Here is a 22,648-nt window from a genome sequence, read left to right on the forward strand (position 1 = left end):
TGATTGGGTGCCTAACGGCTCTCTACAGTATAGCGATTGGGCTCTCGAGTGACGACCAATGCCACCGGCTATCCCATTGAATTGTATAGAGTTAATACAAACTGAAGGGTTTTTACACGAACACCCTATTTTCTTACATTTTTTTCACATCAGGGGTTGACCAAGTTGGGATCGCTCTATAATATGCGCACCACTTCCACAGCGGAAGTCACTGATCCGCCTTAGCTCAGTTGGTAGAGCAAATGACTGTTAATCATTGGGTCGCTGGTTCGAGCCCAGCAGGCGGAGCCAAATATTGAAAAAGGCCGCATCACTTAGATGCGGCCTTTTTTTTGGCTGCTATAAGCCAACTACTCAGTTTTTATTGTTAAGGATACGGCTATGTTCGATGTCAATAATTATTTCGAGGGCAAGGTTGCCTCTATTGCCTTTCAGGGTGAAAAGCTTCCCGCCACCGTCGGCGTAATGGCCCCGGGCGATTACGAGTTTGGCACCAGCCAAAAAGAGTATATGTCAGTCATCAGTGGCGCCCTCACCGTTAAACTGCCCGGCAGCGATGATTGGGTTACCTACGGTGCTGGCGAAACATTTGAAATCGATGCCAATCAGAAGTTCGGCGTTAAAGTAGCCGCTGATACCGCCTACCTGTGCCTGTACGAGTAATCTGCATCAGCCTTCCTGCGAATTTAGTCGTCGGCGCACGCCTCCCATTGCTCGCGCCGGCCGGCCAAAAACGCCTCTAGCTGCGCCAACGCGCAGCTTTTACTGCCAAGTACGTGATGTCCAATCCCTTCGAACTCCGTGAGTTTGCTCAGAGGCCACTGGCGCTGTAACTCGCGCGCCCAACTCGCCGGAGTAATGGGGTCAAACTCCCCTGCCAATAACGCCACTCGCTGCGGTGGTGGTGGCAACTCCAGCGGGTGCCCTGTTGGCCACTGCAGGCAAATCTGATCCTGCCACATTCCCTCTAAGTAAGGCCTAAGCGGTCCATGGCGCGCCAGCTCAGCGCTAAACTCCCGCTGCGTTCCCAAGCGGTTATCACGGCAATCTACCGCCATAAAGGTAAGGCTTGTAATCGAATCGGACAGCGCCTGAGAGACAAACAACTGCATTAGTTGCTGCAGGGGTGCTCTGTCCCGCTCTCTCACAGCCGACAACGCGCTCACCACATCGGCCCAGCGGTGGCGGTGGTAGCTGGCAGCAAACACCGCCGCCAAAAAACGATGATCATTAACCACCATGCGCTTGGGCAAGCCATCCACCCGAACATCCACCTGCATTGGCATAGTGCGCAAAGTCGCCAACCCGTTAAATAGCGCCGCCTCCAACGCCTGGGCACTAACGGGCTCGCCTGGGTTATGGCGCCGCCAGGCGCTCTGGCAATCGACATCTTCACTGCAGGCGTTATAAAAACCCGCCAAAGCCCGCGCTAAGGTGCCTGGCCACTCGATAAAGCCGCCGCGTTCCGGGGGGTAAACAGAATCTAATACCATAGAGGCGAGCTCAGGCCCTTCGCTGTTGGCCAGCGACTCGGCCTGTAGCGCCAGCGCCAGGCGCGAACCGTAGGAAACACCCAGCACGTGCCAGCGCTTAACCCCCAGGGCGTGACCCAGCGAGTAAATATCCTTCGCGCTGACGCGTGTGCCGTAATCGAGCGGATGAAACTCAGGCATGCTCGTTAAACACTGCTGGAGCACCTGCCTTGCTTCGAGCCACTCTTGCTGCAGCGAAAGATTACGCCGCAACACATCGGCACTAAAACGCTCGTACGCGTGACACACAGGTAGAGGCGTACTGGCACCCGTACCACGCCGATCGATTAACACCAAATCGCGGCGCAAACCGGCAAAGTCTCTCCAGTCGCGCCAGCGCTCTAGTGCCCGTCCATCATTGATGTCGGCGCCGGCGCCGGGGCCTCCTTGTAAATATAAAATGGGCTCGGCCTGCTTATCCGCGCCACGATAATGCACCACCACCACCGGTAACTTAAATTGCCCACCGGGGGTATGCCAGCGCCCGCAAGTCACCTCTACGTCGGTGGCAGGTGGGCATGGAGCCTCTTGCCACCGACCGGGTGCATTAAGATTTATGGCTGCCGAAACCTGCTTCGGGGTATCAACAGCCGTAAACAATAGCCATACAAACGCGGCGACAAGCCCAATCGCCGCTACGAGCCCTAGCCGCCACCTCAACACGCGGGCCATTTAAGGCTCCAGGGCTCGCCAAAGTCGGTCATTGCCGAGGTAAAAGCGGCGTCGCAAAAGTGCTGCCCCATTGTGGGCATATAGGTAAATCGCTGAAACTCGCCATCGAGGGTAAAGCCTAACGAATAGGCGTGCAGGTACACCCGGTCAGCGGGAGCCGCCCCGTAAAGGGCATCTCCTAAAATTGGCGCCCCCACGCTTTTTAAGGCGACGCGTATTTGGTGGGTGCGCCCTGTGGCGGGTTTGACCAAAAACAAGCGCAACCCCGGGGATACACTGGTACTGATAAACGCCGTCCGGGCGGGATTGCTGCGCTTGCGGGTTAGCATCCAGGCGCCGCGGCGGGCGGCAGCCATATCGCCAATGACCGCACCCTGCTTTTTGCCGGGTTTTTTATCGCTCAGGGCCAGATAATACTTCTCGACCTGACGCGCGCTAAATTGCGCGCAAAGCTGCTGATTAGCGGCCGCGGATTTGGCCATTACCATCAAGCCGGAGGTGGGCTTATCCAGTCGGTGCACCGGGTACAGAGAGCCGTATGACTCAGCGACGCTCGCAAACAGCCCAGCCTCGCCCTGCTCGGAATGAAAGCTGACCCCGGCGTGCTTATTGATTACCACCACCTGATCGGACTGCCAAATTACATCAAACATACCAACCTATTAAGTCAGGGGGCCGAAAACGGCCATCATGGGGGTCTATATTACCGTAAAAAGTATAACCAGACGGCGCTAAGAGCCAGATCAACTAACCAGCCCATAGCCATAAAAACTGACAGTGCTACACTTATTACAGGTGTCCGTCCGCCAGCATAACGGGATACGCTCGACGACAGTGTTAGCATAGAGGGATTCTGGCAGCGCTGATGAGCCTACGTTACCTGTGAGTGTCCACTCGATACTCCACCACGATCCGACAATGCACGCCCTAGCTCCGCGTGTTTCGGTGCACAAAAGATACCTAGCGGCATTGACCAGCTGCAATGACGGCGGCGGACACCTTTTCCTTTCACAGACATTCCTTTTAAAGCGCTTTTGGTGCCCCTTACCCCACCCACCCTATCACCTACGATTATTGCCCTCATATCAGCGCCTGCTACCACTGCGCTACAATACGCGCTTTAACACTCAGACCGCCTTTGTATATCTATGCCAGACTCCGCCGACTATCAAGCTCAGCATAAGCATCGTTTAAGCTACATGCCATGGCTGTATTACCGCCTAAAACCCCGGCACCTGGCGTGGGCCACCCCATGGCAACATGAGATTCAAGCTCAGCTACGCGCCCTGGAGACTGTCGAAATCGGTAAAAACGTCTTTATCGCGCCTGAAGCCCGGCTATTTGCCGAACCCGGCCGCCCCATCGTGATCGGCGACAACAGCTACATCGCCGCCGATACCGTGCTGCATGGGCCCGTTACGCTGGGGCAGCATGTATCGATTAATCATCACGCCAGCTTAGATGGCGGCCGGGCGGGCATCGTCATTGGCGATCACTGCCGGATTGCCGCTTATTGCTCGCTGTATGCGTTTAACCATGGGCTGGCGCCCGATCGACTGATTCGTGATCAGGCGGTCAGCTCCAGAGGTATTTGCATACAAAGCGATGTGTGGCTCGGCAGCCACACCGGCGTCGTGGACGGCGTCACCATGGCCGAGGGCGCCGTAGCGGGAATGCACTCAGTGGTAACCCGAGATGTAGACGCTTATCAGATCGTCGCTGGCAACCCGGCGCGGGCTATTGGCCAGCGCCAAAACAACAAATAACGCCAAAGCAATGAGCTACGCAATTGCTAGGCGCTACATATTTACCCAACTCGACATGGCCGTAAGCTTAAACAGATGATCGCCGCTGCGCATAATCACCCCGTCTTCGGCAATGACTTCTAGCTCCAGCCCCTGCAAGGTTTGCCCTTCGCGCAAGCTTTGATTGTTGATCATTACCTCACTCACACCACCTTCGCGATACTCGTGAGCTGAGTACATAAGGGTGGGTATTTCATTTTGTACCGCCAGCGGTAAATCGCGAATTGTGCCCACGTTGGGGTGAGCCGCCAATAAACTGTTGCGCAACTCAGGCTCCGGCGGCGCGCTGTTTCGCGCCGCTGGCTCAGGTGTCACTGAACGCGTATTAACAGCGGTCACCTCCGGCCGTGGGGCGACCGTTACGGGTGGTTCATCCGGCGGCGGCGCACTATACAAACGGGCCACCTCGTCATCCAATACCCGCGCTTCACTCGAGGCAGACGATTCAGTTTGACTTGCACTAGCAGACGTTGCTAAGGGTTTTTGCTGATCTTCGGCCACACCCCCGACAACCTGAGACGGCATTTGCGGGCCTTGTGTTTGATTTGACGCTTCTGGCTCCGGTGCCGAAACACCCTGGGCAGGCTGAGACACATTTTTTGTGGCCGAAGGCTTGCCGGGCGGTGCCATTTGAGCGGGCGATGGCACTGGGTCTTGCGCAGGCATAGCCACAGGCACACTATTTGAGGAGCGCTCTAGTAGCAACCAGATCACCACAATAAGCAGCACACTCACCAACAACGCCAGCGCCACCAACCAGGGCCAAAGTTTACGAGGACGCTCGGGTCCCGATGGGTGAGTCGCATCGATGCCAGGCACACCATTGTGTTGCTGTTGTCGCTCGCGATCTGCTTTGCGCAGGGCATCTAAAATCAACGACATAGTTACGGCTCCTGCACTGGCTCTAGTGTGGTATCAATACCCAGCTGCTCATTTAATTTAAGCAGGGTGCGCTGCCCTAAAATACCATCGGCGGTAAGCCCGGCCTGACGCTGAAAAATCTTCAACCGCTCACTCAGCGCCTGGTTAAAGCGATTATTAGCCAAACGACGAGACTGCCCATCGAGGCGGGCAAATTGCTCGGCCAACCAGTTGACCAGCGGCCCCTGATCGCCCTGACTAATCGCCCCGTTATACCCTTGCGGGCGGTGCCAGACATAAAATACAGCGCCATTCCAGCGACGCCCGAGCTCCGTCAGGGGCATATCCATGCGCTCGCCGGCGCTATCGATAAGCACGGCCCGGTTTTCACCCAAACCCACCACAACGGCAAACACCGTAAATTTGTCCGGGGTATTTAAGGTAAGCACCACCGGCCGGTTCAACTCGCGCAGCTCGGCCCAGGTGGTAAACTTCGCGGTTTCGCACTGGATGTTATCCGCGTTCGCCTGCCAGCAAGGGTTGCCCTCCCCGGTCGCTAATCCCACATGATCAAACAGCGCCTGCTGCGCATCGCGCAATCGGGCAAAATGAGCCGTTACCTCCGGCACCGGAGCCGCAGGCTGCTCCACAGTAATCTCGCTGGCCGCCGCCGTACTCGCGGCCGGCGTCGCTCTTTGCTGAGGCGGAACTTTCGGTTCTGAGCCTGACGGCCACAGCACCCACAGCAATATCGCAATGACCACCACCAAGGCCGCCCCCAGGCCTACCACTAACCAGCCGCGTAGATCTTTACCGGGATCGTGCAACCCGCCAATCACTTCTCGCTTAGCCAATCGATATGTGGCGCTGTCGACCCGTTGCTTGTTGTGGCCATAAAGCCCCACCAACGCCCGTTCGCACAAAATATTAATACGCCGGGGTATACCGCCACTAAAACGATGAATTTTTTTGACGATGGCTCGTGGAAACGGGTTGCGCTCCTCGCTTAACCCCGCCACCTGTAAACGGTGGGCAATGTACGCTTCGGTTTCAGAAAGGGTTAACGGCAACAAATGAAAGCGCGCTGTAATACGCTGGGCCAACTGTCGCAATCGTGGTTGTGACAGCAAAGTATTTAGCTCGGGCTGGCCGACCAGGATAATCTGCAGTAATTTTTTTGTATCCGTCTCGAGATTGGTGAGCAAGCGGATTTGCTCCAGTGCGTCGGCCGACAACAGCTGAGCTTCGTCAATCAGCAACACCGTGTTACGGCCGCGGCGATGGTTCTCTAACAGGTATAAATGCAGAGCATCCGTTAACGACTTAACGGTGTGTTCATCCGCGACGTATTTAACGCCCAGCTCATCGCAAATCATACCCAACATTTCGGGCACATTCGCCATCGGGTTAAACACCATGGCGACATCGGTGTTCTCCGGCAGCTGCTCTAGCAGCGAGCGAATGATCGTGGTTTTACCGGTACCGACCTCACCGGTCAGTAACACAAAGCCTCCGCCGCGCACACCGTAGAGTAGGTGCGCCAGCGCCTCTTTGTGCTGATCGCTCATGTATAGGTAGCGCGGGTTTACCGCAATGGAAAACGCAGGCTCTACCAACCCAAAGTATTGATGGTACATAGTAAACCGTCAGTGTTGGACCAATTCGTGGGCCTGATCATACCCTGTCGTATCCTTTGTGCCTATTGCCAGTCATGGCGACAAGAGCAGAACGACAACCGCTGCACATACTATTATCTAACAACCCTTACTCAGCAGCGCCATAGTTTCGAGGTGAGAGGTTTGCGGAAACATCTCCATGACGCCAAAGCGTTGCAAGCGATAACCCTGATCAACCAGGATGCGCGCATCGCGGGCAAACGTCGCCGGGTTACAAGATACATAAACGATTCGCGCCCGCTTTAATGTCCCCAACTGCTCGCAAACCTCACGCGCGCCATCGCGGGGCGGGTCGAGTAAAATCGCGTCGGGGCGTCCGACCTTTTGCACCAGTCGATCGATCGATGATTGGGTTAAATCGGCCGCAACAAACTCGATATTATCAAGCTGGTTGGCGCGGGCGTTTTCCCGGCAGCGCACCACCATCGCCTCGATGGCCTCGACCCCCACCACACTCGCTGCGTACTGCGCGGCAGGCAAAGTAAAGTTGCCCACGCCACAAAATAAATCCCACAACCGCTCATTGGCCCTAAGCGCCAGCCAATCCATCACTTGGGCCACCATCTTAGCGTTTAGCGACGGGTTTACCTGGGTAAAGTCCGTGGGATGATAGCCCACACGCAGCGGCGAACTCTGCGTACGGGCGGACGCTAACTGATAGTACAACCGCGGGTCCACCGACGTACCAGAAATTTGCGTCAGGGCTTTATTGTCTCGCTCGGGCTGCAAAAATACCTGCCAATGGTTTTGATCGGCGAGATTCTGCAAAGCCTCCAGCGCTGGTGCCGCAAGTGGCCGAATCAGGCGTAACACCAAGGTGCACGGCGTGCTGGCCACCAGCTCTACGTGGGACACTGCCCGCGCATTAAACTGCTCAAGCCACTGGGCTAAAGGCGCCAATACCGCCTGCAAAGAAGGCTGTAACACAGGGCATTGCACCAACGCTACCAGCTGCTTATCACCAGCGCGACGAAACCCCAGCGTCACTTCACCCAGCTTATTAAAGCTCACGCCCAGCCGGGCGCGGGCGCGATAGCCAAACGCCTCGGCGGTTATAGGGTCGGCAAGCTGCTCGGGCACTAACGAAGCAAAGCGGCGCAACTGATCCAGCACCACTTGCTGTTTGGCCTGCAGTTGATCAGGTGCAGCCAAATGCTGTAACTGACAACCACCACATTGGCCGAAGTGGCTACAGGCCGGGCTTATGCGCTGCTCACTGGGCGTAATAACCTCAACCAGCTGCGCCTCACTAAAACGGCTAGACTCCTGAACCACCCGGGCCTCTACCTGCTCCCCGGGCAAGGCGCCCGCAACAAAAACAACTTTGCCCTCATGCTTGCTAATACCACGGCCGTCGTGACCCAGGGCAGTAATATCGAGCGTTAGCGGCGGGCCTATTGGCGTGGAGCGATGGGGCTTATTGCGCCTGGAACGATTGCGCTGGGATTGCGCTTGCGAGCGCCCACGCGGCGGAGGCCGGCGGCTCATAGTGCCGCCGTATCAAACAACCCAGAGGATAAATATCGATCCCCCCGATCACAAATAATGGCCACAATCACCGCGTTCTCGACGCTCTGCGACAACTCTAAGGCCGCTGCCACTGCACCACCGGAGGAAACCCCACAGAAAATGCCCTCTTCTCTCGCCAGCGCACGCATCACTTGCTCGGCCCGGTTTTGGCTCATACTGACGATGCGGTCGACTCGATTAGCATCGTAAATAGCCGGCAAATAGGCCTCGGGCCAGCGGCGGATGCCGGGTATGCTCGCACCATCCTCCGGCTGCAACCCAATAATTTCCACCTCGGGGTTTTGTTCTTTTAAATAGCGCGAGCAGCCCATTATAGTGCCAGTGGTGCCCATAGAGCTGACAAAATGACTAATGCGGCCATGGCTTTGCTGCCAAATCTCGGGGCCCGTAGTGCGGTAATGGGCCTCGGGGTTATCCAAGTTGCCAAACTGGTCGAGCACTTTACCCTCGCCATTAGCCTGCATTTTTAAGGCGAGATCGCGCGCCCCTTCCATGCCCTGCTCTTTGCTCACCAAAATAAGCTTGGCACCGTAAGCGGCCATCGAGGCTTTGCGCTCAGCGGTACTGTTATCGGGCATAATCAAGGTCAGCGAATAACCTTTAATAGCCGCCACCATCGCCAGAGCGATTCCGGTATTGCCACTGGTCGCCTCAATAAGCCGGTCACCGGGGGCAATATCACCGCGGGCCTCCGCACTTTCAATCATCGCCAGTGCCGGGCGGTCTTTAACCGAGCCCGCCGGGTTGTTGCCCTCGAGTTTTAACAGCAAGGTATTGCTGCTCTCACCCAACAAACGCTGCACCCTTACCATAGGGGTGTTGCCGACGTACGCGTCAATCGTTGGGAAATCCATGCTTACCTCACAGCCAGACAAAACACATAGGCGCCACGCTTGCAGCACCGCACAAAAGCCGTCTATTCTACTCGGCAAATGAAACGCGGGAAACAGGCGCACAAGGCTAAATAACAACAAAGCCTCAGCCTTGGCCACTCGCCCACACCAAACGACATACTCGCCCATGAAACCAAGCAGCGTAAAATCAGAAGTCTGGCGACTTATCCTTCTCCCCGCCATCAGTATCACCGTGCTGCTAGCGGCCACGCTGACGCTGCTGTATATCTCTAAGCTTAATAACTTTGTCGAGCAGCGCGGCATGCTGCTAACCGAGAAAACGGCCCACCTGGTGCACGTGGCGCTAAGCAATAACGAACCACAACTTCTGCAAAGCCTGGTGCAGGCGACTATCGAAGAGCCCATGGTGCGCGCGGTACATATCTATGACTCACGCCGTAATCATCACACTCACAGCGGACCCCGCTTTGATAACAGCCGGGAAATTGCCAGCGCCCTTACCCGCGACAACGCCATCACACGCACCGAAAACGGCTACCGCTTTCGAGCCCCTATTGTCGACCTTCGTAAACAACAAAATCTTGGCTGGCTAGATATCGAGCTGGTGCTATCGACCTACTGGATAACGGTATACCAAATGCTGCTTATCGTGGTGCTGGCAACTACCGCCTGCCTCTTGTTAGCCGCCTATATGGCGATAAAGCTGCACGGCAACATTATCCAGCCGCTGTCGCAAATTGGGCAGGTTATTGACCAGTTGAGCAAGGGGCAGTTAGACGCGCGGGTTAAAGGCAGCTTTGCCAATGAGTTTCAACGCCTGGCAACCGCTGTAAATGCCATGGCCGATACCCAAGAGCACGCGCAACAAGATATGCAGCTGCACATCGACCAGTCGATGGAGGATTTACGCGAAACGCTTGAAACCATTGAGGTGCAAAACATCGAGCTGGACATGGCTCGCAAAGACGCCCTGGCAGCCAGCCAAATTAAATCGGAGTTTCTCGCCAACACCAGCCATGAAATCCGTACGCCACTCAATGGCATCATTGGGTTTACCAATCTCGTGCTAAAAACCGAGCTTGACAGCCGTCAGCGCAACTATGTGCAAACGATTCACGACTCGTCGCACAACCTGATGGCCATCATCAACGATATTCTCGATTTTTCTAAAATCGAATCGGGAAAACTGATGCTCGATTACGCGCCGATGTTACTGCGCAACCTCACCGAAAGCACCGTCGATACCCTCGCGTTTGAAGCCCAGGAAAAAAGTCTGCAAATCGTCACCATCATCGACAACAATATCCCACCACAATTGATGGGTGACCCGCTACGTTTTGGTCAGGTACTGTCTAACTTACTGAGCAATGCTATTAAATTTAGTCAACGCGGCACCATCAGTATCGAATGCAGCTTACTGCACTTTGTCGAAAACCAAGTCACGATTAAAGTCGCCGTAAAAGATGAAGGGATTGGTCTTAGCAAAGAACAACAGTCCCAGTTGTTTTCAGCGTTTGCGCAAGCCGACACCTCAAGTAGCCGCGAGCACGGCGGTACCGGCTTGGGCCTGGCCATTTGTAAAGGCTTGGTGGATCGCATGCAGGGTGAAGTTGGCGTGGACAGCAGCCCCAACGAAGGCGCTACCTTTTGGTTTACCGCCAAGCTCGGGGTGGACCCAAATTATGCCGCTCCCGAGCAAAATAGACTTAAAAACAAACGCCTATTGATTTGCTGCGAAAACCAGCTCGCTTATCGCCAGCTGGAAAGTCTGGTTGAGTGTTGGCAGGCGCAAACCCTGTGGATTGAATCTATTTTTGATATTTTCCCGAGATTGCGCAAAGAGGTATTAGCAGGACGCCCCTGTGACCTAATGATCGTGGACATTCCGCCCGATGAACGCAAAATCCCACCCACGCTACTCGGCAACATCGCCGAACAGCTGAATTTGGAGTTCTCATGTAAAGTGATCGTTTGCTGCACCAGTAGCCATATGGAGGTGTTCCGTCAGCACAGCAACGGCCATGCTATTGAGTTTGTCATTAAGCCTATCACTTACGATCACACCCTCACGGCCATCAGCCACTGCCTTGGGCTTGAGCTCGGCCACAGTGACACAGAGCTGGCGACAGGGCCACAGCAACATGTGCTGCTGGTCGATGACAACGACGCCAACTTGCAACTGACCACAGAGTTATTAAAAGACTTAAACGTTGCTATCACTCAAGCAAGCTGTGGCGAGCAAGCCATTTCGCTTTTTACCCCAGGCGAATTTGATTTAATTTTTATGGATATTCAAATGCCGGGTATGGATGGTATGGAAACCACGCAAAAAATACGTCAGCTCGAGGCGTCTCACCACAAACGTACACCCGTTGTCGCCCTCACCGCCCACTCGCTTACCGAGCACAAAACGGATCTTTTAATCGCCGGGCTTGACGACTGCATTCGCAAGCCCGTCACCGAGGCGCAACTGGCGCAAATGTTAAACCGCTGGACGGGACTTACCATCAACCAGCAACGCCAAATCCCGTTACCGCCAACCGACACCAGCGAGCCTGAGGACTCGGGAAGCCCGGTCAACATATCTCAGTGCCTGGCATTGTCCAACCACAAAGCCGACCTGGCCCGGGATATGTTGGTGATGCTTATCGACAGCCTGGAAACCGAGCAAAACGCCTTTAATGCCGCCTACGAAGCTGAGGATTACGCCCTGCTACAGGAGCAAATCCACAAACTTTACGGTAGCTGTTGCTATACCGGCGTGCCACACTTACGCAGCATTACCGGGCTTCTCGATAAAGCGTTGAGCGCTGGGCAGGCCAACGATTTAGCGCCCACAATGGTCTGCCTGAACAACGCCATCGAGCACTTACTGGCGTGGGGCAAAAGCCACAATATCGATGAGCTTTTTGGTTTTACGGCACCCAAGACTTAAAAAAGCGAGCGAGCGGTTAAAGAAAAAGCTGGCGGGATTTGAGTGGCTGATCGCCCAACAATGGCTGCAACAGCGTACGGCTAATATGTTTGGCGGCTCGTTTTGTCTCGGCCAACTCGTAAGAGTCTTCAGCAATAGCAATCAAGTTAGCACCCAGATAATAGCGGCCTCGCTCATCCGGGGCCGATTCAATAAACCCCTCTTGTGGTTCTAAGCGGTACCAGGCGTCCGCCATCAATGGGCTTCCGGTGTGCGCCTCACAGTGCCAATCGATTGCGTAGCCCAACTCTTGCAACAGCTGTCTTTCAAAGCGCCGCAGCACCACCTCTACATCCTGATCGCCCGCGAGCGCCCTTAGCGCCTCGGTGTAGTATTCAAACAAATGAGGACAGCTATCCCACTCTGACAGTACCCGGCGCAGCAACTCGTTAAGGTATAAGCCCGAAAACAGCCGATTGCCCGTAAGCGGCAAGCCATGGCCGGTACTTTCCAACGACAACAACAGCTGCAGTGAGTCTTTACCCTGAAAGGAGATAAGTAGAGGAATAAACGGATTCAGCAGCGGGCGCTGGCTGTTTTTGCCCCGCCTGGCTCCCCGGGCTACGGCGCACAGCCGGCCGTAGTCGGGGGTAAAAAAGTCCACCAAAAAACTGGTGTCCCGGTAAGGTCTGGCGTGGACCACAAACGCCGGTTGTAGCTCGACGCGCTGCATGGGGTTATAGGTCGTCGTACCCTAAGCTGCGCAGTGCACGCGAGTCATCGGACCAACCAGATTTAACCTTAACCCATAAGTTAAGCATCACTTTTGTATCCAGCAGTTTTTCCATATCGAGCCGCGCCTGCTGCCCAATCTGCTTAATTCGATCGCCTTTATTGCCAATTAATATACGCTTTTGTCCTTCGCGCTCGACCAGGATGACCGCGCCAATATGCAAAACCGCTCCGCGCTGTTTGTACTCTTCAATCTCCACGGCCATCTGGTGTGGCAACTCATCGCCGAGCTGGCGGGTAATTTTCTCACGGACAATCTCGGACACCATAAAGCGCGCCGAGCGATCGGTAAACTGATCATCGTCAAACATATGCATCCCTTCGGGGATGTAGTTGAGGATGATACTTTCTAAACGATCCAGGTTCGCGCCACGCAGCGCCGATAGCGGGATAATTTCGGCCACCCCTAAGCGGCTGGATAACTCTTGCAAGTGAGGTAGCAGCTGATTTTTGTCTTCCAACAAATCGACTTTGTTGACCACCAAAATAATGGGCGAGCGAGAGTTTTCAAGCTGCTGTGCCACCATTTCGTCTTCTTCATTCCACACCAACCTATCCACCACAAACAAAACTAGATCAACGTCTTTCATGGCCGCACCGGCGGCGCGGTTCATGTAGCGGTTAATGGCGCGCGGCTCGTGCTTGTGTAACCCTGGGGTATCGACAAAAATTACCTGGTCGGCGCCCTCGGTTTTAATACCGGTGACGTTGTTGCGCGTCGTTTGTGGTTTGCGCGAGGTAATACTGACCTTTTGACCCAGCATATGGTTCAACAGAGTTGATTTGCCCACATTGGGCCGCCCGACAATGGCCACATAGCCACAGCGCGTTACGGGTTGATCACTCATGGTTAAACTCCAAGACGCTTTAATGCCTGTGCGGCAGATTTTTTTTCCGCAACCCGGCGGCTACTGGCCCGCGCGCGCTCCGGCGTATCCAGCAGCGAGACATGACACTCGACAGTAAAAACCTGCGCGTGCGCTTCGCCCTCGACTTCTGCCACCCGGTAATCCGGCAGTGGCTGCTGGCGACTTTGCATATACTCTTGCAGGCGTGTTTTGGCGTCTTTAGCCGGGGTGTCTAAGCCTAAAGCCTCAATCCTTGTCTGGTACCACGCCTGCACTCGCTCGCGACAGGTTTCCATGCCGGCCTCAATGTAAATAGCACCGATAATGGCCTCAACGGCGTCGGCCAAAATCGAGTCGCGGCGGTGGCCGCCGCTTTTCATCTCGCCCTCGCCCAGCAGCAGGCAGGGGCCAATGTCAAATTCACGGGCGATCTCGGCCAGGGTTTCACCTTTCACCATCTGCGCGCGCAAGCGGCTTAGCTGTCCTTCACGCGCATCAGTGAATTTAGTAAACAGTGCTTCACCGACGATAAAATTTAAAATAGAGTCGCCCAAAAACTCGAGCCGCTCGTTGTTTTGCGCGCCAACACTGCGGTGGCTTAGGGCCAAACGCAAGCGCTCAGCTTGCTCAAACCGATAACCTATCCGGCTTTGCAGGCGCTCAAATATAATATCCTTCACACTAATATTCCGCCGCCTTACAGCATTCGTCCGGGCGATCACTATCGAGCACGTTCTTAAAGCTCAACACTAAATCAATGTTGTGAATAAGCGGCACCCGAGACTCATACTCGTTAACCACCAGCACATTACGCGCGTTGCGGATAACATCAATTTGTTTAGCGCCTTCACTGCGCACATTGTTAATCGAGTAATAGCGGTTCATCGCACTTTTGATTTGGCTGGTACTCATTTTAGCCAAATCGGGGTTGTCTTCTGCCAAGGTTTTTAAGCCTGTGGTGATGTAGTAGTTCTCGGCATAAACCGGCACCACCTTAAAGGCGAACAGCATTAAAAAGGCGCCAATTACAAGAACCAGCAACAGTGATATAGCCGATAAACCCGATTGCTTTTGCTTTGCTCGCATAACATTCCCCTGCGCAATGCGCTTTGCTATTACAACACCACTATCAACGTCTTCACGTTAACCCCATACGGGTTAATCGATCTTACCTACCCGGTCAAAACTCGGCAGGCTAAGCAAACTCTCCCAGTGCATCCACACAACCACAGCCTTACCGACGATATTCTCTTCAGGTACAAATGGGTCATCCCAGCCGCGACTATCAAAGCTATTGTCGCGATTATCGCCAACCATAAAATAATGCCCCTTCGGCACTGTCCAGGCGCCGCGCACACTGTAGCGCCCAGGGCGTAAATATTTGCGTGCGGTAAACTCGTGCTCGCCAATGGTTTCTTGTGTCAGGCGAAATTGCGGCTGGCCCGCAGGCAATACGGCCTGTAGCTCTTCAGATACCGCCTCACCGTTAATGGTAAGCTTGTGGTTCACATACTCGACTTTATCGCCAGGCAAGCCAATCACCCGTTTAATATAGTAAGTATCCGGCAGGTGTGGCGGAAAAAACACCATCACATCACCACGCTCAGGCTTGTTAACCGGGATCACCTCTTTATTAATAACCGGCAGCCGTATGCCGTAGGTGTATTTATTCACCAGAATAAAGTCACCCACATCCAGGGTTGGCTCCATGGAGCTTGACGGTATTTGAAACGGCTCGACCAAAAACGAACGCACCACAAACACCAACAGCAATACCGGAAAAAACGACTTACTGTACTCCACCAGCACCGGCTCGCGGCTCGCCTGGCCTATAGCCTGCTGGTAGGCGGTGTCTTCCGGCGCCGCCTCGCTGCTGTCAGCGCGTTTAAACTGAGCGTTAACCGCGGCGACCTTTTCGCGTCGGGCGCGGGCCAAAAAGAAAATATCGTACAGCCAGATAACGCCGGTAAAGAACACACCCAGCGTTAAAATCAAAGGAAGGTTTATATTACCCATAAGACGGTATGGCCCTGCTTAGCTATCAACTTTTAACACGGCCAAAAACGCCGACTGTGGTATTTCAACATTGCCCACTTGCTTCATGCGCTTTTTACCTTCTTTTTGCTTTTGCAGCAGCTTTTTCTTACGTGAGGCATCGCCCCCGTAACACTTAGCCGTTACATTTTTACGCAGCGCTTTCACAGTGGTACGGGCAATAACATGGCCGCCAATCGCCGCCTGAATGGCAACATCAAACATCTGGCGAGGAATCAACTCTTTCATTTTCTCGGTCAGGTTGCGCCCCATGCTTTGCGCGTGATCGCGGTGAACAATCAAGGCCAGCGCATCCACGCGGTCGCCATTAATCAAAACATCTAAGCGCACCAGGTTGGCTTGCTGAAAATGCGTAAAACTGTAATCGAGCGAGGCAAAACCACGACTCACTGATTTAAGGCGATCAAAAAAGTCCAGTACAACTTCGTTCATGGGCAGGTCGTACTTTACCGACACCTGCTTGCCCATGTAGTGCATGTCGCGCTGTATGCCGCGTTTTTCAGAGCACAGCGTAATCACCGAGCCCAGGTGTTCTTGCGGCACTAAGATGTTTGCCTCGACGATGGGCTCGCGCATCTCCTCGATCACACCGATATCGGGCAGCGATGAGGGGTTATCTACGTAGATAATATCGCCATTGCTCTTTACCACCTCGTACACTACCGTCGGCGCACTGGTAATCAAGTCGAGGTCGTATTCGCGCTCTAGCCGCTCCTGGATAATCTCCATGTGCAGCATGCCGAGAAAACCACAGCGAAACCCAAAGCCAAGCGCATCAGAGCTTTCAGGCTCAAAGAATAACGAGGCATCGTTCAGGGTTAACTTTTGCAGGGCATCGCGGAAGTTTTCAAAGTCATCGGAGCTAACCGGGAACATACCCGCGTACACCTGCGGCTTAATTTTTTGGAACCCCGGTAACGCCGGCGTATCCGGGTGGGCGCTACTGATAATGGTATCACCCACCGGCGCGCCCTGAATCTCTTTGATACCGGCGACAATAAACCCTACTTCACCGGCTTTGAGCTCTTTTAGCTTGTGCAGCTTGGGGTTAAACACACCCACGCTATCAACCACATGAGCCTTACCAATCGACTTAGTGACGATTTTGTCCTTAACCTTTAACGTGCCTTGAGTCACTCGCACCAGCGAGACGACCCCCATGTAATTGTCAAACCAGGAGTCGATGATCAGCGCTTGCAACGGGGCGTCTACATCGCCCACTGGCGGCGGTACCAAGCGCACCAACTCTTCCAGGACGTCTTCCATGCCAAGACCTGATTTGGCGCTGCAGCGCACCGCCTCGGTGGCATCGATGCCAATCACATCTTCAATTTCTTGCGCAACACGGTCGGGCTCGGCCTGGGGCAAGTCCATCTTGTTAAGTACCGGAATCACCTCCAGCCCTTGCTCGATGGCGGTGTAACAGTTGGCCACCGATTGCGCCTCAACGCCCTGGGCGGCGTCGACGACCAGTAGCGCGCCCTCACAGGCCGACAGCGAGCGAGACACCTCGTACGAGAAGTCCACGTGGCCGGGGGTGTCGATAAAGTTAAGCTGGTAGGTCTTACCGTCGCGGGCCGAGGTAAAGCTCAGCGTCACGCTCTGCGCTTTAATAGTAATGCCCCGCTCACGCTCAATATCCATCGAGTCCAGCACTTGCTGGTCCATCTCACGCTCGGTGAGGCCCCCGCACATCTGAATAAAACGGTCGGCGATGGTGGATTTGCCGTGGTCGATATGGGCAATGATCGAAAAATTGCGAATATGGCTTAGGTCAGTCACGAATTTGAGGCACACCTTGAGTTGAACATGTCCGGGCTCGCGCCCGTAAAGCCGGCAAGTGTAGCTTATTTACCTTTGCCGTGCTACGCGCCGCAGCGCGCTTTCGCACGCCAATTTTGCTAGAATCGCCGCTTTGCCAATTAACCGAGACACCCCATGAGCCAGACACCCCATTCTGCCACTGTGCAACTCGCCTGCGATTTAATCGCCCGCCGCTCTGTCACCCCCGAAGACGCCGGCTGCCAAGCACTGATGATCGAGCGCCTGGAGCGCATTGGGTTTCAGGTAGAGCATTTACGCTTTGGTGAAGTGGACAACTTTTGGGCCGTTCGCGGCGACAGCGGCCCCATTGTGGTGTTCGCCGGTCATACCGACGTGGTACCCACTGGCCCAGAGCAAAACTGGCAACACCCGCCGTTTGAGCCCGTCGTGCGCGACGGCATGATCCTCGGGCGCGGTGCCGCCGACATGAAAGGCTCGCTGGCGGCCATGGTGGTTGCCTGCGAGCGCTTCGTTAGCGAGCACCCAGATCACACCGGCCGTATCGGCTTTTTGATCACCAGCGATGAAGAGGGGCCCGCCGCCAACGGCACCGTTAAAGTGATCGAGTGGCTGCAAGAGCGCAAGCAAGACATCGACTGGTGTATTGTCGGCGAGCCCTCCAGCACTACTTTAGTAGGCGATGTTATCAAAAATGGCCGTCGCGGCTCGCTGGGCGCCGAGCTAACGGTAAAAGGTACTCAGGGGCACGTGGCCTACCCGCACCTGGCCGAAAACCCTATACATAGCTTTGCTCCCGCGCTGGCTGAACTCGCCAGCACTCACTGGGATAATGGCAACGAATTTTTCCCCGCCAGCAGTTTTCAGGTTTCTAATCTGAATGCCGGCACCGGTGCCACCAATGTGATTCCGGGCGAGGCGCACGTCGTATTTAACTTTCGCTTCTCGACTGAGCTAACCGACGCCGAGCTGCGCAGCCGCACCGAGGCGATTTTGGATCGTCACGGCCTGCAATACGAATTGACCTGGAAACTAAGTGGCCAGCCGTTTTTAACCCCTCGGGGCAGCCTGGTCGATGCCGTGGTAGACGCAGTAGCCGATACCACCGGCCGCACGCCGGAGCTCTCTACCAGCGGTGGCACCTCTGACGGTCGGTTTATTGCGCCCACCGGCGCTCAAGTGATTGAGCTGGGCCCCATAAATTCCACCATCCATAAAGTCGACGAGTGTATCAGTGCCGACGACCTGGATACCCTTACCGTCATCTACTGCAAAAGCTTGGTGAACCTATTAGGTTAAGGCGCGGCTTCTGCCCAGTCGCGCTCAAGCTCGATCACTTTGCGATGCTCACTATTCAGCTGTTGCTCGGCCCACTGAAAGCGCGGAATCGACTGATACAGCGCGGCAAACTGGCCCGTTTGCTGCGCTCGCCTCAGGCCCAACGCCAGTCTCTCAGCCAGCGGCTGATCACCACGGCGCACAAAAAAGTAAGTGTAGCTTGGGTACTTGAGCAGTATATGTGGCTCAATGGCCAGATCCAACTCGGGATAAAAATACAACTCTGAAGTAATCTGGTGTATTCCGCGCGAGAAGTAATCAAACCGCCCCGCCGCCAGCATCCGAAACAACTTGCCGTAACCGGTGACCGCCACATAAGGCAGCCCATTGTCGGCCATAATGCTAGCGTCTACCCACTGGGCGTTCATGCCGCCGGTTAATCCCTGCAAATCTTCCAGGGTTTGCACAGCCGCAAATTTACTGTCGTCGCCGCGACGAATAAGCAACATCCGGTAATGATTAAGCTCCCCCAACAAAGGCACATGAATCGCACGCATTTGCCGCTCGCTAGTCTGGTCGGTTACCAGCCAAATAACGTCGACCTGGCCTTGCTGTAAGCTGGCTTTTAACCGATCATCCGCAAAATACACCGCGGGCGGCTCTAAACAGTAATCGCCATACTCATCCGTTGTTGCGTCGAGCGCCAGTTTGAGTAACCGGGTAAAATAGTAAGCATCGTCGGTGGGCTCTGCGGCGTGATAAATAGGTGCGGTAATCACCACACACTCGGCCGAGTCGCCCTGCCCGCATGTGCTGTCACAACCGGCGGCAGCCGCACCGCACAGAGTTAACAGCCACGCCACAAAGCCGCTCATCCACGGCCAAGCAAGGCGCAACCTGCCCAGCATAGTCTTGCTGTCGCTGTTATTTTTTACACACTTAAACACATTCATTAACCGGCTAACGAAGTGGCTTTTACTGAGTATAAGCCGATTCCCTTCATATTGCCGAAGCAAACCGTCATGGCCGTGAAGCCACAGGCCAAACGCGCTACAATCATCAGCTTAACCACGCTGTTTTAACCCGCTTCGTTTACAAGGCTTTCCTTTGACGGTTTATCTCGATTTTATCCGCCGCAGCTGGCCGCTGTTATGTTTTGGTTTTGTCAGTATTTTTTGGGGCAATTTTGGCCAGTCGTTTTTTGTCAGCTGGTACGGCGCCCACATTCAGGAGTCCCTCGGCCTCAGCGCGGCGGTTTACGGCAGCTTATACTCGGCGGGCACCCTTGCCAGCGCTGTCACCATCATGACTGTGGGCGGCTATATTGATCGCTGGCCACTGCAACGCTTTGCCGCCGCCGTGGGGGCCGGCTTAATGCTGGCCTGCCTTATTATGGTTGCCAGCTACCACGCTTTAACCCTGCTGCTGGGGTTTTACTTGCTGCGCTTGTGCGGCCAGGGGTTACTGCCCCACACCGCGCAAACCACCATGGCACGCTATTTTGATGCCGATCGCGGTAAGGCCTTAAGCCTGTCCGCCAGCGGTGTGCCAGTCGGCGAGGTTATTTTGCCACTGCTAGCCGTTGCCCTCATTGCCGTCGTGGGCTGGCGCGGTAGCTGGCTGGTGTTTGCCGCGTCAGTACCACTGCTTTACCTGCCGCTTATTCTGTTCTTTTTACGCCGCGCGCCGCAAGACACCAACACGCCACCGCTACAGCAAGCCAATGCGGCGCACACAAGCAGCAAAGGCCGGCGCCATATGCTGGGGGATTACCGATTTTGGTTAGCCCTGCCGGCGGTGCTGGCCGCGCCCTTTATTGTGACCGGTGTCTTTATTCAACAAAGCTTTATCTTAAGCGCCAAGGGTTGGGACCCTCTGTGGCTGGCAAGCTGCTTTATTATGTATGGCGTGGCCCACTGGCTGGCCTCGCTGCTGGCGGGTGTGTTGGTCGATTTATTCAGTGCCCGGCGCCTGTTGCCCGTGATGCACCTGCCATTAATTGCCGCCCTAGCGGTGCTCGCATTGTGCGAGGGTCAGTGGGTAGCACCGATATTTATGATTCTTTTAGGCACCAGCATTGGTGTCGTGGGCCCTATTACCGGATCGCTTTGGGCCGAGGTGTACGGCACGGGCAAACTAGGCTCACTGCGTTCGTTAATGACGGCGTTTATGGTACTCTCGACCGCCATCTCGCCCGTTTTGTTTGGCGCTTTGATCGATGCAGGTATTTCGGTGCGCGGCCTGTTTGGCAGCTGCGCCATTGGCGCCATCGCCGCCAGCATTATGGTGGCATTCTCTTACCCGCGCGCAACCCTAGAGCAGCTCGACTGAGCGCCATGGCGCACTACTACCGGTTAGAGACTGCTGCTATCATGCGGGCAAACGTTTAATCAGGGACTTATCTCGTGAGGACGCTATCGCGCATACTCTGGCCGGTGTTTTTACTAGGCCACTGGCTTAGTTGTGGCTTTATCGCTTGGATACTTCTGGCACAAGTGGATTTTGCTTATCCTGTCGCCTATCAGGCGCTGAATATAGATCAACATATTGCCCAGTACGGCCCCGAGAATCGCTACCGCGATAACTTTGCCGATACCACCAAACAGCAGCACCGTGAGCTTTTTGGGCAGATTAACACTGCCATTCATCACGCCCCCGACAAGCTGGCCACAATAACCTTCACCCCCTCCAATGGTGCCACCCAAACACTGCTGCGCCGCGATGAAGTACTGCATTTAACCGACGTTGCCCATCTTATCGATGGCGTATACACACTGGGCTATGTTGCCTTAGCGGCGATGTTGCTAGGAGGATTTATTTTAGGCCGCCAGCGCTCTCGCTTGCCGCGCCCTAAAAAAGTCGTTGTCAGTGTCTGCGGCAGTATCGCGGCCACTATCGCAGTGGTGTTTATCGCGGGCCCCAAAAAAGTTTTTTATTATTTGCACACTTGGGTATTCCCGCCCGAGCACCCCTGGTTTTTTTACTACCAAGATTCCTTAATGACCACCCTAATGAAGGCCCCCGACTTGTTTGGGTTTATCGCCGCCTTACTGCTGGCCCTGTGGCTGCTGTTGTGGGGCGCCTCATTATTTGTAATCACGCGGCTCTGGCCTCGCCCGCACCTTAACGCCACCCACAAGGATCTAACATGATCATTCAGCAAGAAACCGTCGATATCGCAACCCCCACCGGCGTGATGCGCACCTACGTGCACCGCCCTCAGGCCGACGGAAAGTTTCCCGCTATTATTTTTTACTCCGAGATATTTCAACAAACCGCACCCATCGCCCGCTCGGCGGCGATTATGGCCGGCCACGGTTTTGTCGTGTTAGTACCGGAAGTTTTTCACGAGCTAAACCCCATCGGCACCGTGCTCGGCTACGACGACGCTGGCAAAGACAAAGGCAACGCCGATAAATGCGCCAAGCCTCTGCCCGATCACGACACTGACACCCAGGCCATGATCGATTTTATTAATAACGCCCCCTACACCACCGGTGATGTTGGCGCAATGGGCGTCTGCATCGGCGGTCACTTAGCGTTCCGGGCCGCGCTTAACCCAAACATTAAATCCGCCTGTTGCCTCTACGCTACCGACTTACACTCGAATACATTGCCGACTCGTGATACCGACCAAACCCTAACCCGCGCGGCCGATGTCACGGGCGAACTTATGATGATCTGGGGCCGCCAAGATCCGCACGTGCCCGATCAGGGCCGCGCCGACATTAACCAGGCACTGCGCAGCGCCGGCTGCAACTTCACCTGGCACGAGGTAAACGGCCAACACGCGTTTATGCGCGATGAAGGCGAGCGGTTTGACCCGGAGCTGGCGCTTAGCTGTTACCAAATGGCAGTGGGATTGTTTCGGCGGACGTTGCGGTAAAGGTTTTGTGCGGTCATATTTAGCTGCCGCGATACGGGCTTTAAGCTTGCCCGTATCGCCGGGTGGGATGAGTGACCTTCCATTATTTGGCAAAGACCAGTTATTTGGCAAAGAGCCGTCACACAAAGTCCGCTGCCTGTACAGCGGCGCACCCTTCCATGCT

20 protein-coding genes and 1 tRNA gene are annotated in these 22,648 nt (G+C 54.9%); 8 read left to right on the forward strand and 13 right to left on the reverse strand.

Annotation, left to right across the window (positions count from 1 at the left end):
- The first annotated feature begins 215 nt into the window (after positions 1-215).
- Together SD69_RS12740 and ppnP are read left to right on the forward strand one after the other, a co-directional pair.
- Positions 216-291 (forward strand) — tRNA-Asn (locus SD69_RS12740).
- Between the two features lie 90 nt (positions 292-381).
- Complete coding sequence (gene ppnP / locus SD69_RS12745) at positions 382-663, forward strand: pyrimidine/purine nucleoside phosphorylase (protein WP_041523518.1); 282 nt, start codon at positions 382-384, stop codon at positions 661-663.
- A 23-nt stretch (positions 664-686) separates the two neighbouring features.
- On the opposite strand, the gene SD69_RS12750 is transcribed toward ppnP, so the two are convergent.
- On the reverse strand, positions 687-2,204 hold the full coding sequence (locus tag SD69_RS12750; RefSeq protein WP_041523519.1) for an alpha/beta hydrolase: 1,518 nt from the start codon (positions 2,202-2,204) through the stop codon (positions 687-689).
- On the reverse strand, positions 2,189-2,857 hold the full coding sequence (locus tag SD69_RS12755) for a TIGR01621 family pseudouridine synthase (protein WP_041523520.1): 669 nt from the start codon (positions 2,855-2,857) through the stop codon (positions 2,189-2,191). Before SD69_RS12755 ends, SD69_RS12750 begins: the two co-directional genes overlap by 16 nt.
- Before the next feature lie 495 nt (positions 2,858-3,352).
- Here SD69_RS12755 and SD69_RS12760 point away from each other — a divergent pair, with 495 nt between their 5' ends.
- Positions 3,353-3,970 carry an acyltransferase gene (locus SD69_RS12760; RefSeq protein ID WP_041523521.1) on the forward strand — a complete coding sequence of 206 codons (618 nt, stop codon included), beginning with the start codon at positions 3,353-3,355 and terminating at the stop codon, positions 3,968-3,970.
- A 33-nt stretch (positions 3,971-4,003) separates the two neighbouring features.
- On the opposite strand, the gene SD69_RS12765 is transcribed toward SD69_RS12760, so the two are convergent.
- The 4 genes from SD69_RS12765 to cysM form a co-directional block, all read right to left on the reverse strand.
- Positions 4,004-4,891 carry a general secretion pathway protein GspB gene (locus tag SD69_RS12765; RefSeq protein WP_041523522.1) on the reverse strand — a complete coding sequence of 296 codons (888 nt, stop codon included), beginning with the start codon at positions 4,889-4,891 and terminating at the stop codon, positions 4,004-4,006.
- Between the two features lie 2 nt (positions 4,892-4,893).
- Positions 4,894-6,507 (reverse strand): ExeA family protein, encoded by a 1,614-nt coding sequence (locus tag SD69_RS12770; RefSeq protein WP_041523523.1) that lies wholly within the window; start codon positions 6,505-6,507, stop codon positions 4,894-4,896.
- Between the two features lie 117 nt (positions 6,508-6,624).
- Positions 6,625-8,034 carry a 23S rRNA (uracil(1939)-C(5))-methyltransferase RlmD gene (gene rlmD / locus SD69_RS12775; protein WP_052481139.1) on the reverse strand — a complete coding sequence of 470 codons (1,410 nt, stop codon included), beginning with the start codon at positions 8,032-8,034 and terminating at the stop codon, positions 6,625-6,627.
- Positions 8,031-8,930 carry a cysteine synthase CysM gene (cysM, locus tag SD69_RS12780; protein ID WP_041524789.1) on the reverse strand — a complete coding sequence of 300 codons (900 nt, stop codon included), beginning with the start codon at positions 8,928-8,930 and terminating at the stop codon, positions 8,031-8,033. Before cysM ends, rlmD begins: the two co-directional genes overlap by 4 nt.
- 166 nt (positions 8,931-9,096) lie before the next feature.
- On the opposite strand from cysM, the gene SD69_RS12785 reads away from it, so the two are divergent.
- On the forward strand, positions 9,097-11,865 hold the full coding sequence (locus SD69_RS12785) for a response regulator (protein ID WP_084591570.1): 2,769 nt from the start codon (positions 9,097-9,099) through the stop codon (positions 11,863-11,865).
- A gap of 16 nt (positions 11,866-11,881) precedes the next feature.
- Here SD69_RS12785 and recO read toward each other — a convergent pair whose 3' ends face one another.
- From recO to lepA, 6 genes are all read right to left on the reverse strand, one after another.
- Positions 11,882-12,577 carry a DNA repair protein RecO gene (gene recO, locus SD69_RS12790; RefSeq protein ID WP_041523525.1) on the reverse strand — a complete coding sequence of 232 codons (696 nt, stop codon included), beginning with the start codon at positions 12,575-12,577 and terminating at the stop codon, positions 11,882-11,884.
- Positions 12,578-12,581: 4 nt separating this feature from the next.
- Positions 12,582-13,484, reverse strand: a complete 903-nt coding sequence (gene era, locus SD69_RS12795; protein ID WP_041523526.1) for a GTPase Era — start codon at positions 13,482-13,484, stop codon at positions 12,582-12,584.
- A 2-nt stretch (positions 13,485-13,486) separates the two neighbouring features.
- On the reverse strand, positions 13,487-14,164 hold the full coding sequence (rnc, locus tag SD69_RS12800; RefSeq protein ID WP_041523527.1) for a ribonuclease III: 678 nt from the start codon (positions 14,162-14,164) through the stop codon (positions 13,487-13,489).
- A gap of 1 nt (position 14,165) precedes the next feature.
- Positions 14,166-14,570, reverse strand: a complete 405-nt coding sequence (locus tag SD69_RS12805) for a DUF4845 domain-containing protein (RefSeq protein ID WP_041523528.1) — start codon at positions 14,568-14,570, stop codon at positions 14,166-14,168.
- A gap of 72 nt (positions 14,571-14,642) precedes the next feature.
- The gene (gene lepB, locus SD69_RS12810) at positions 14,643-15,500 is read right to left on the reverse strand and encodes a signal peptidase I (protein ID WP_041523529.1); all 858 of its coding nucleotides are present in this window, start codon (positions 15,498-15,500) and stop codon (positions 14,643-14,645) included.
- Positions 15,501-15,518: 18 nt separating this feature from the next.
- Positions 15,519-17,321 carry a translation elongation factor 4 gene (gene lepA / locus SD69_RS12815; protein ID WP_041523530.1) on the reverse strand — a complete coding sequence of 601 codons (1,803 nt, stop codon included), beginning with the start codon at positions 17,319-17,321 and terminating at the stop codon, positions 15,519-15,521.
- Positions 17,322-17,477: 156 nt separating this feature from the next.
- Between lepA and dapE the strand changes: the two genes are divergently transcribed.
- Complete coding sequence (gene dapE / locus SD69_RS12820) at positions 17,478-18,620, forward strand: succinyl-diaminopimelate desuccinylase (protein ID WP_041523531.1); 1,143 nt, start codon at positions 17,478-17,480, stop codon at positions 18,618-18,620.
- On the opposite strand, the gene SD69_RS18170 is transcribed toward dapE, so the two are convergent.
- Positions 18,617-19,462 (reverse strand): substrate-binding periplasmic protein, encoded by an 846-nt coding sequence (locus SD69_RS18170; protein ID WP_198144096.1) that lies wholly within the window; start codon positions 19,460-19,462, stop codon positions 18,617-18,619. The genes dapE and SD69_RS18170 overlap by 4 nt on opposite strands.
- A gap of 244 nt (positions 19,463-19,706) precedes the next feature.
- Here SD69_RS18170 and SD69_RS12830 point away from each other — a divergent pair, with 244 nt between their 5' ends.
- The 3 genes from SD69_RS12830 (at position 19,707) to SD69_RS12840 (ending at position 22,485) form a co-directional block, all read left to right on the forward strand.
- Positions 19,707-20,930 carry an MFS transporter gene (locus SD69_RS12830; RefSeq protein WP_052481141.1) on the forward strand — a complete coding sequence of 408 codons (1,224 nt, stop codon included), beginning with the start codon at positions 19,707-19,709 and terminating at the stop codon, positions 20,928-20,930.
- Between the two features lie 74 nt (positions 20,931-21,004).
- A complete protein-coding gene (locus SD69_RS12835) occupies positions 21,005-21,751 on the forward strand; it encodes a lipoprotein intramolecular transacylase Lit (RefSeq protein ID WP_084591571.1) in 747 nt (248 codons plus the stop codon).
- Positions 21,748-22,485, forward strand: a complete 738-nt coding sequence (locus tag SD69_RS12840) for a dienelactone hydrolase family protein (protein WP_041523532.1) — start codon at positions 21,748-21,750, stop codon at positions 22,483-22,485. The genes SD69_RS12835 and SD69_RS12840 overlap by 4 nt, the downstream gene beginning before the upstream one ends.
- The last annotated feature ends 163 nt before the right edge of the window (positions 22,486-22,648 follow it).

Source organism: Gilvimarinus agarilyticus (assembly GCF_000832015.1).
GTDB classification, from domain to species: Bacteria; Pseudomonadota; Gammaproteobacteria; order Pseudomonadales; family Cellvibrionaceae; genus Gilvimarinus; species Gilvimarinus agarilyticus.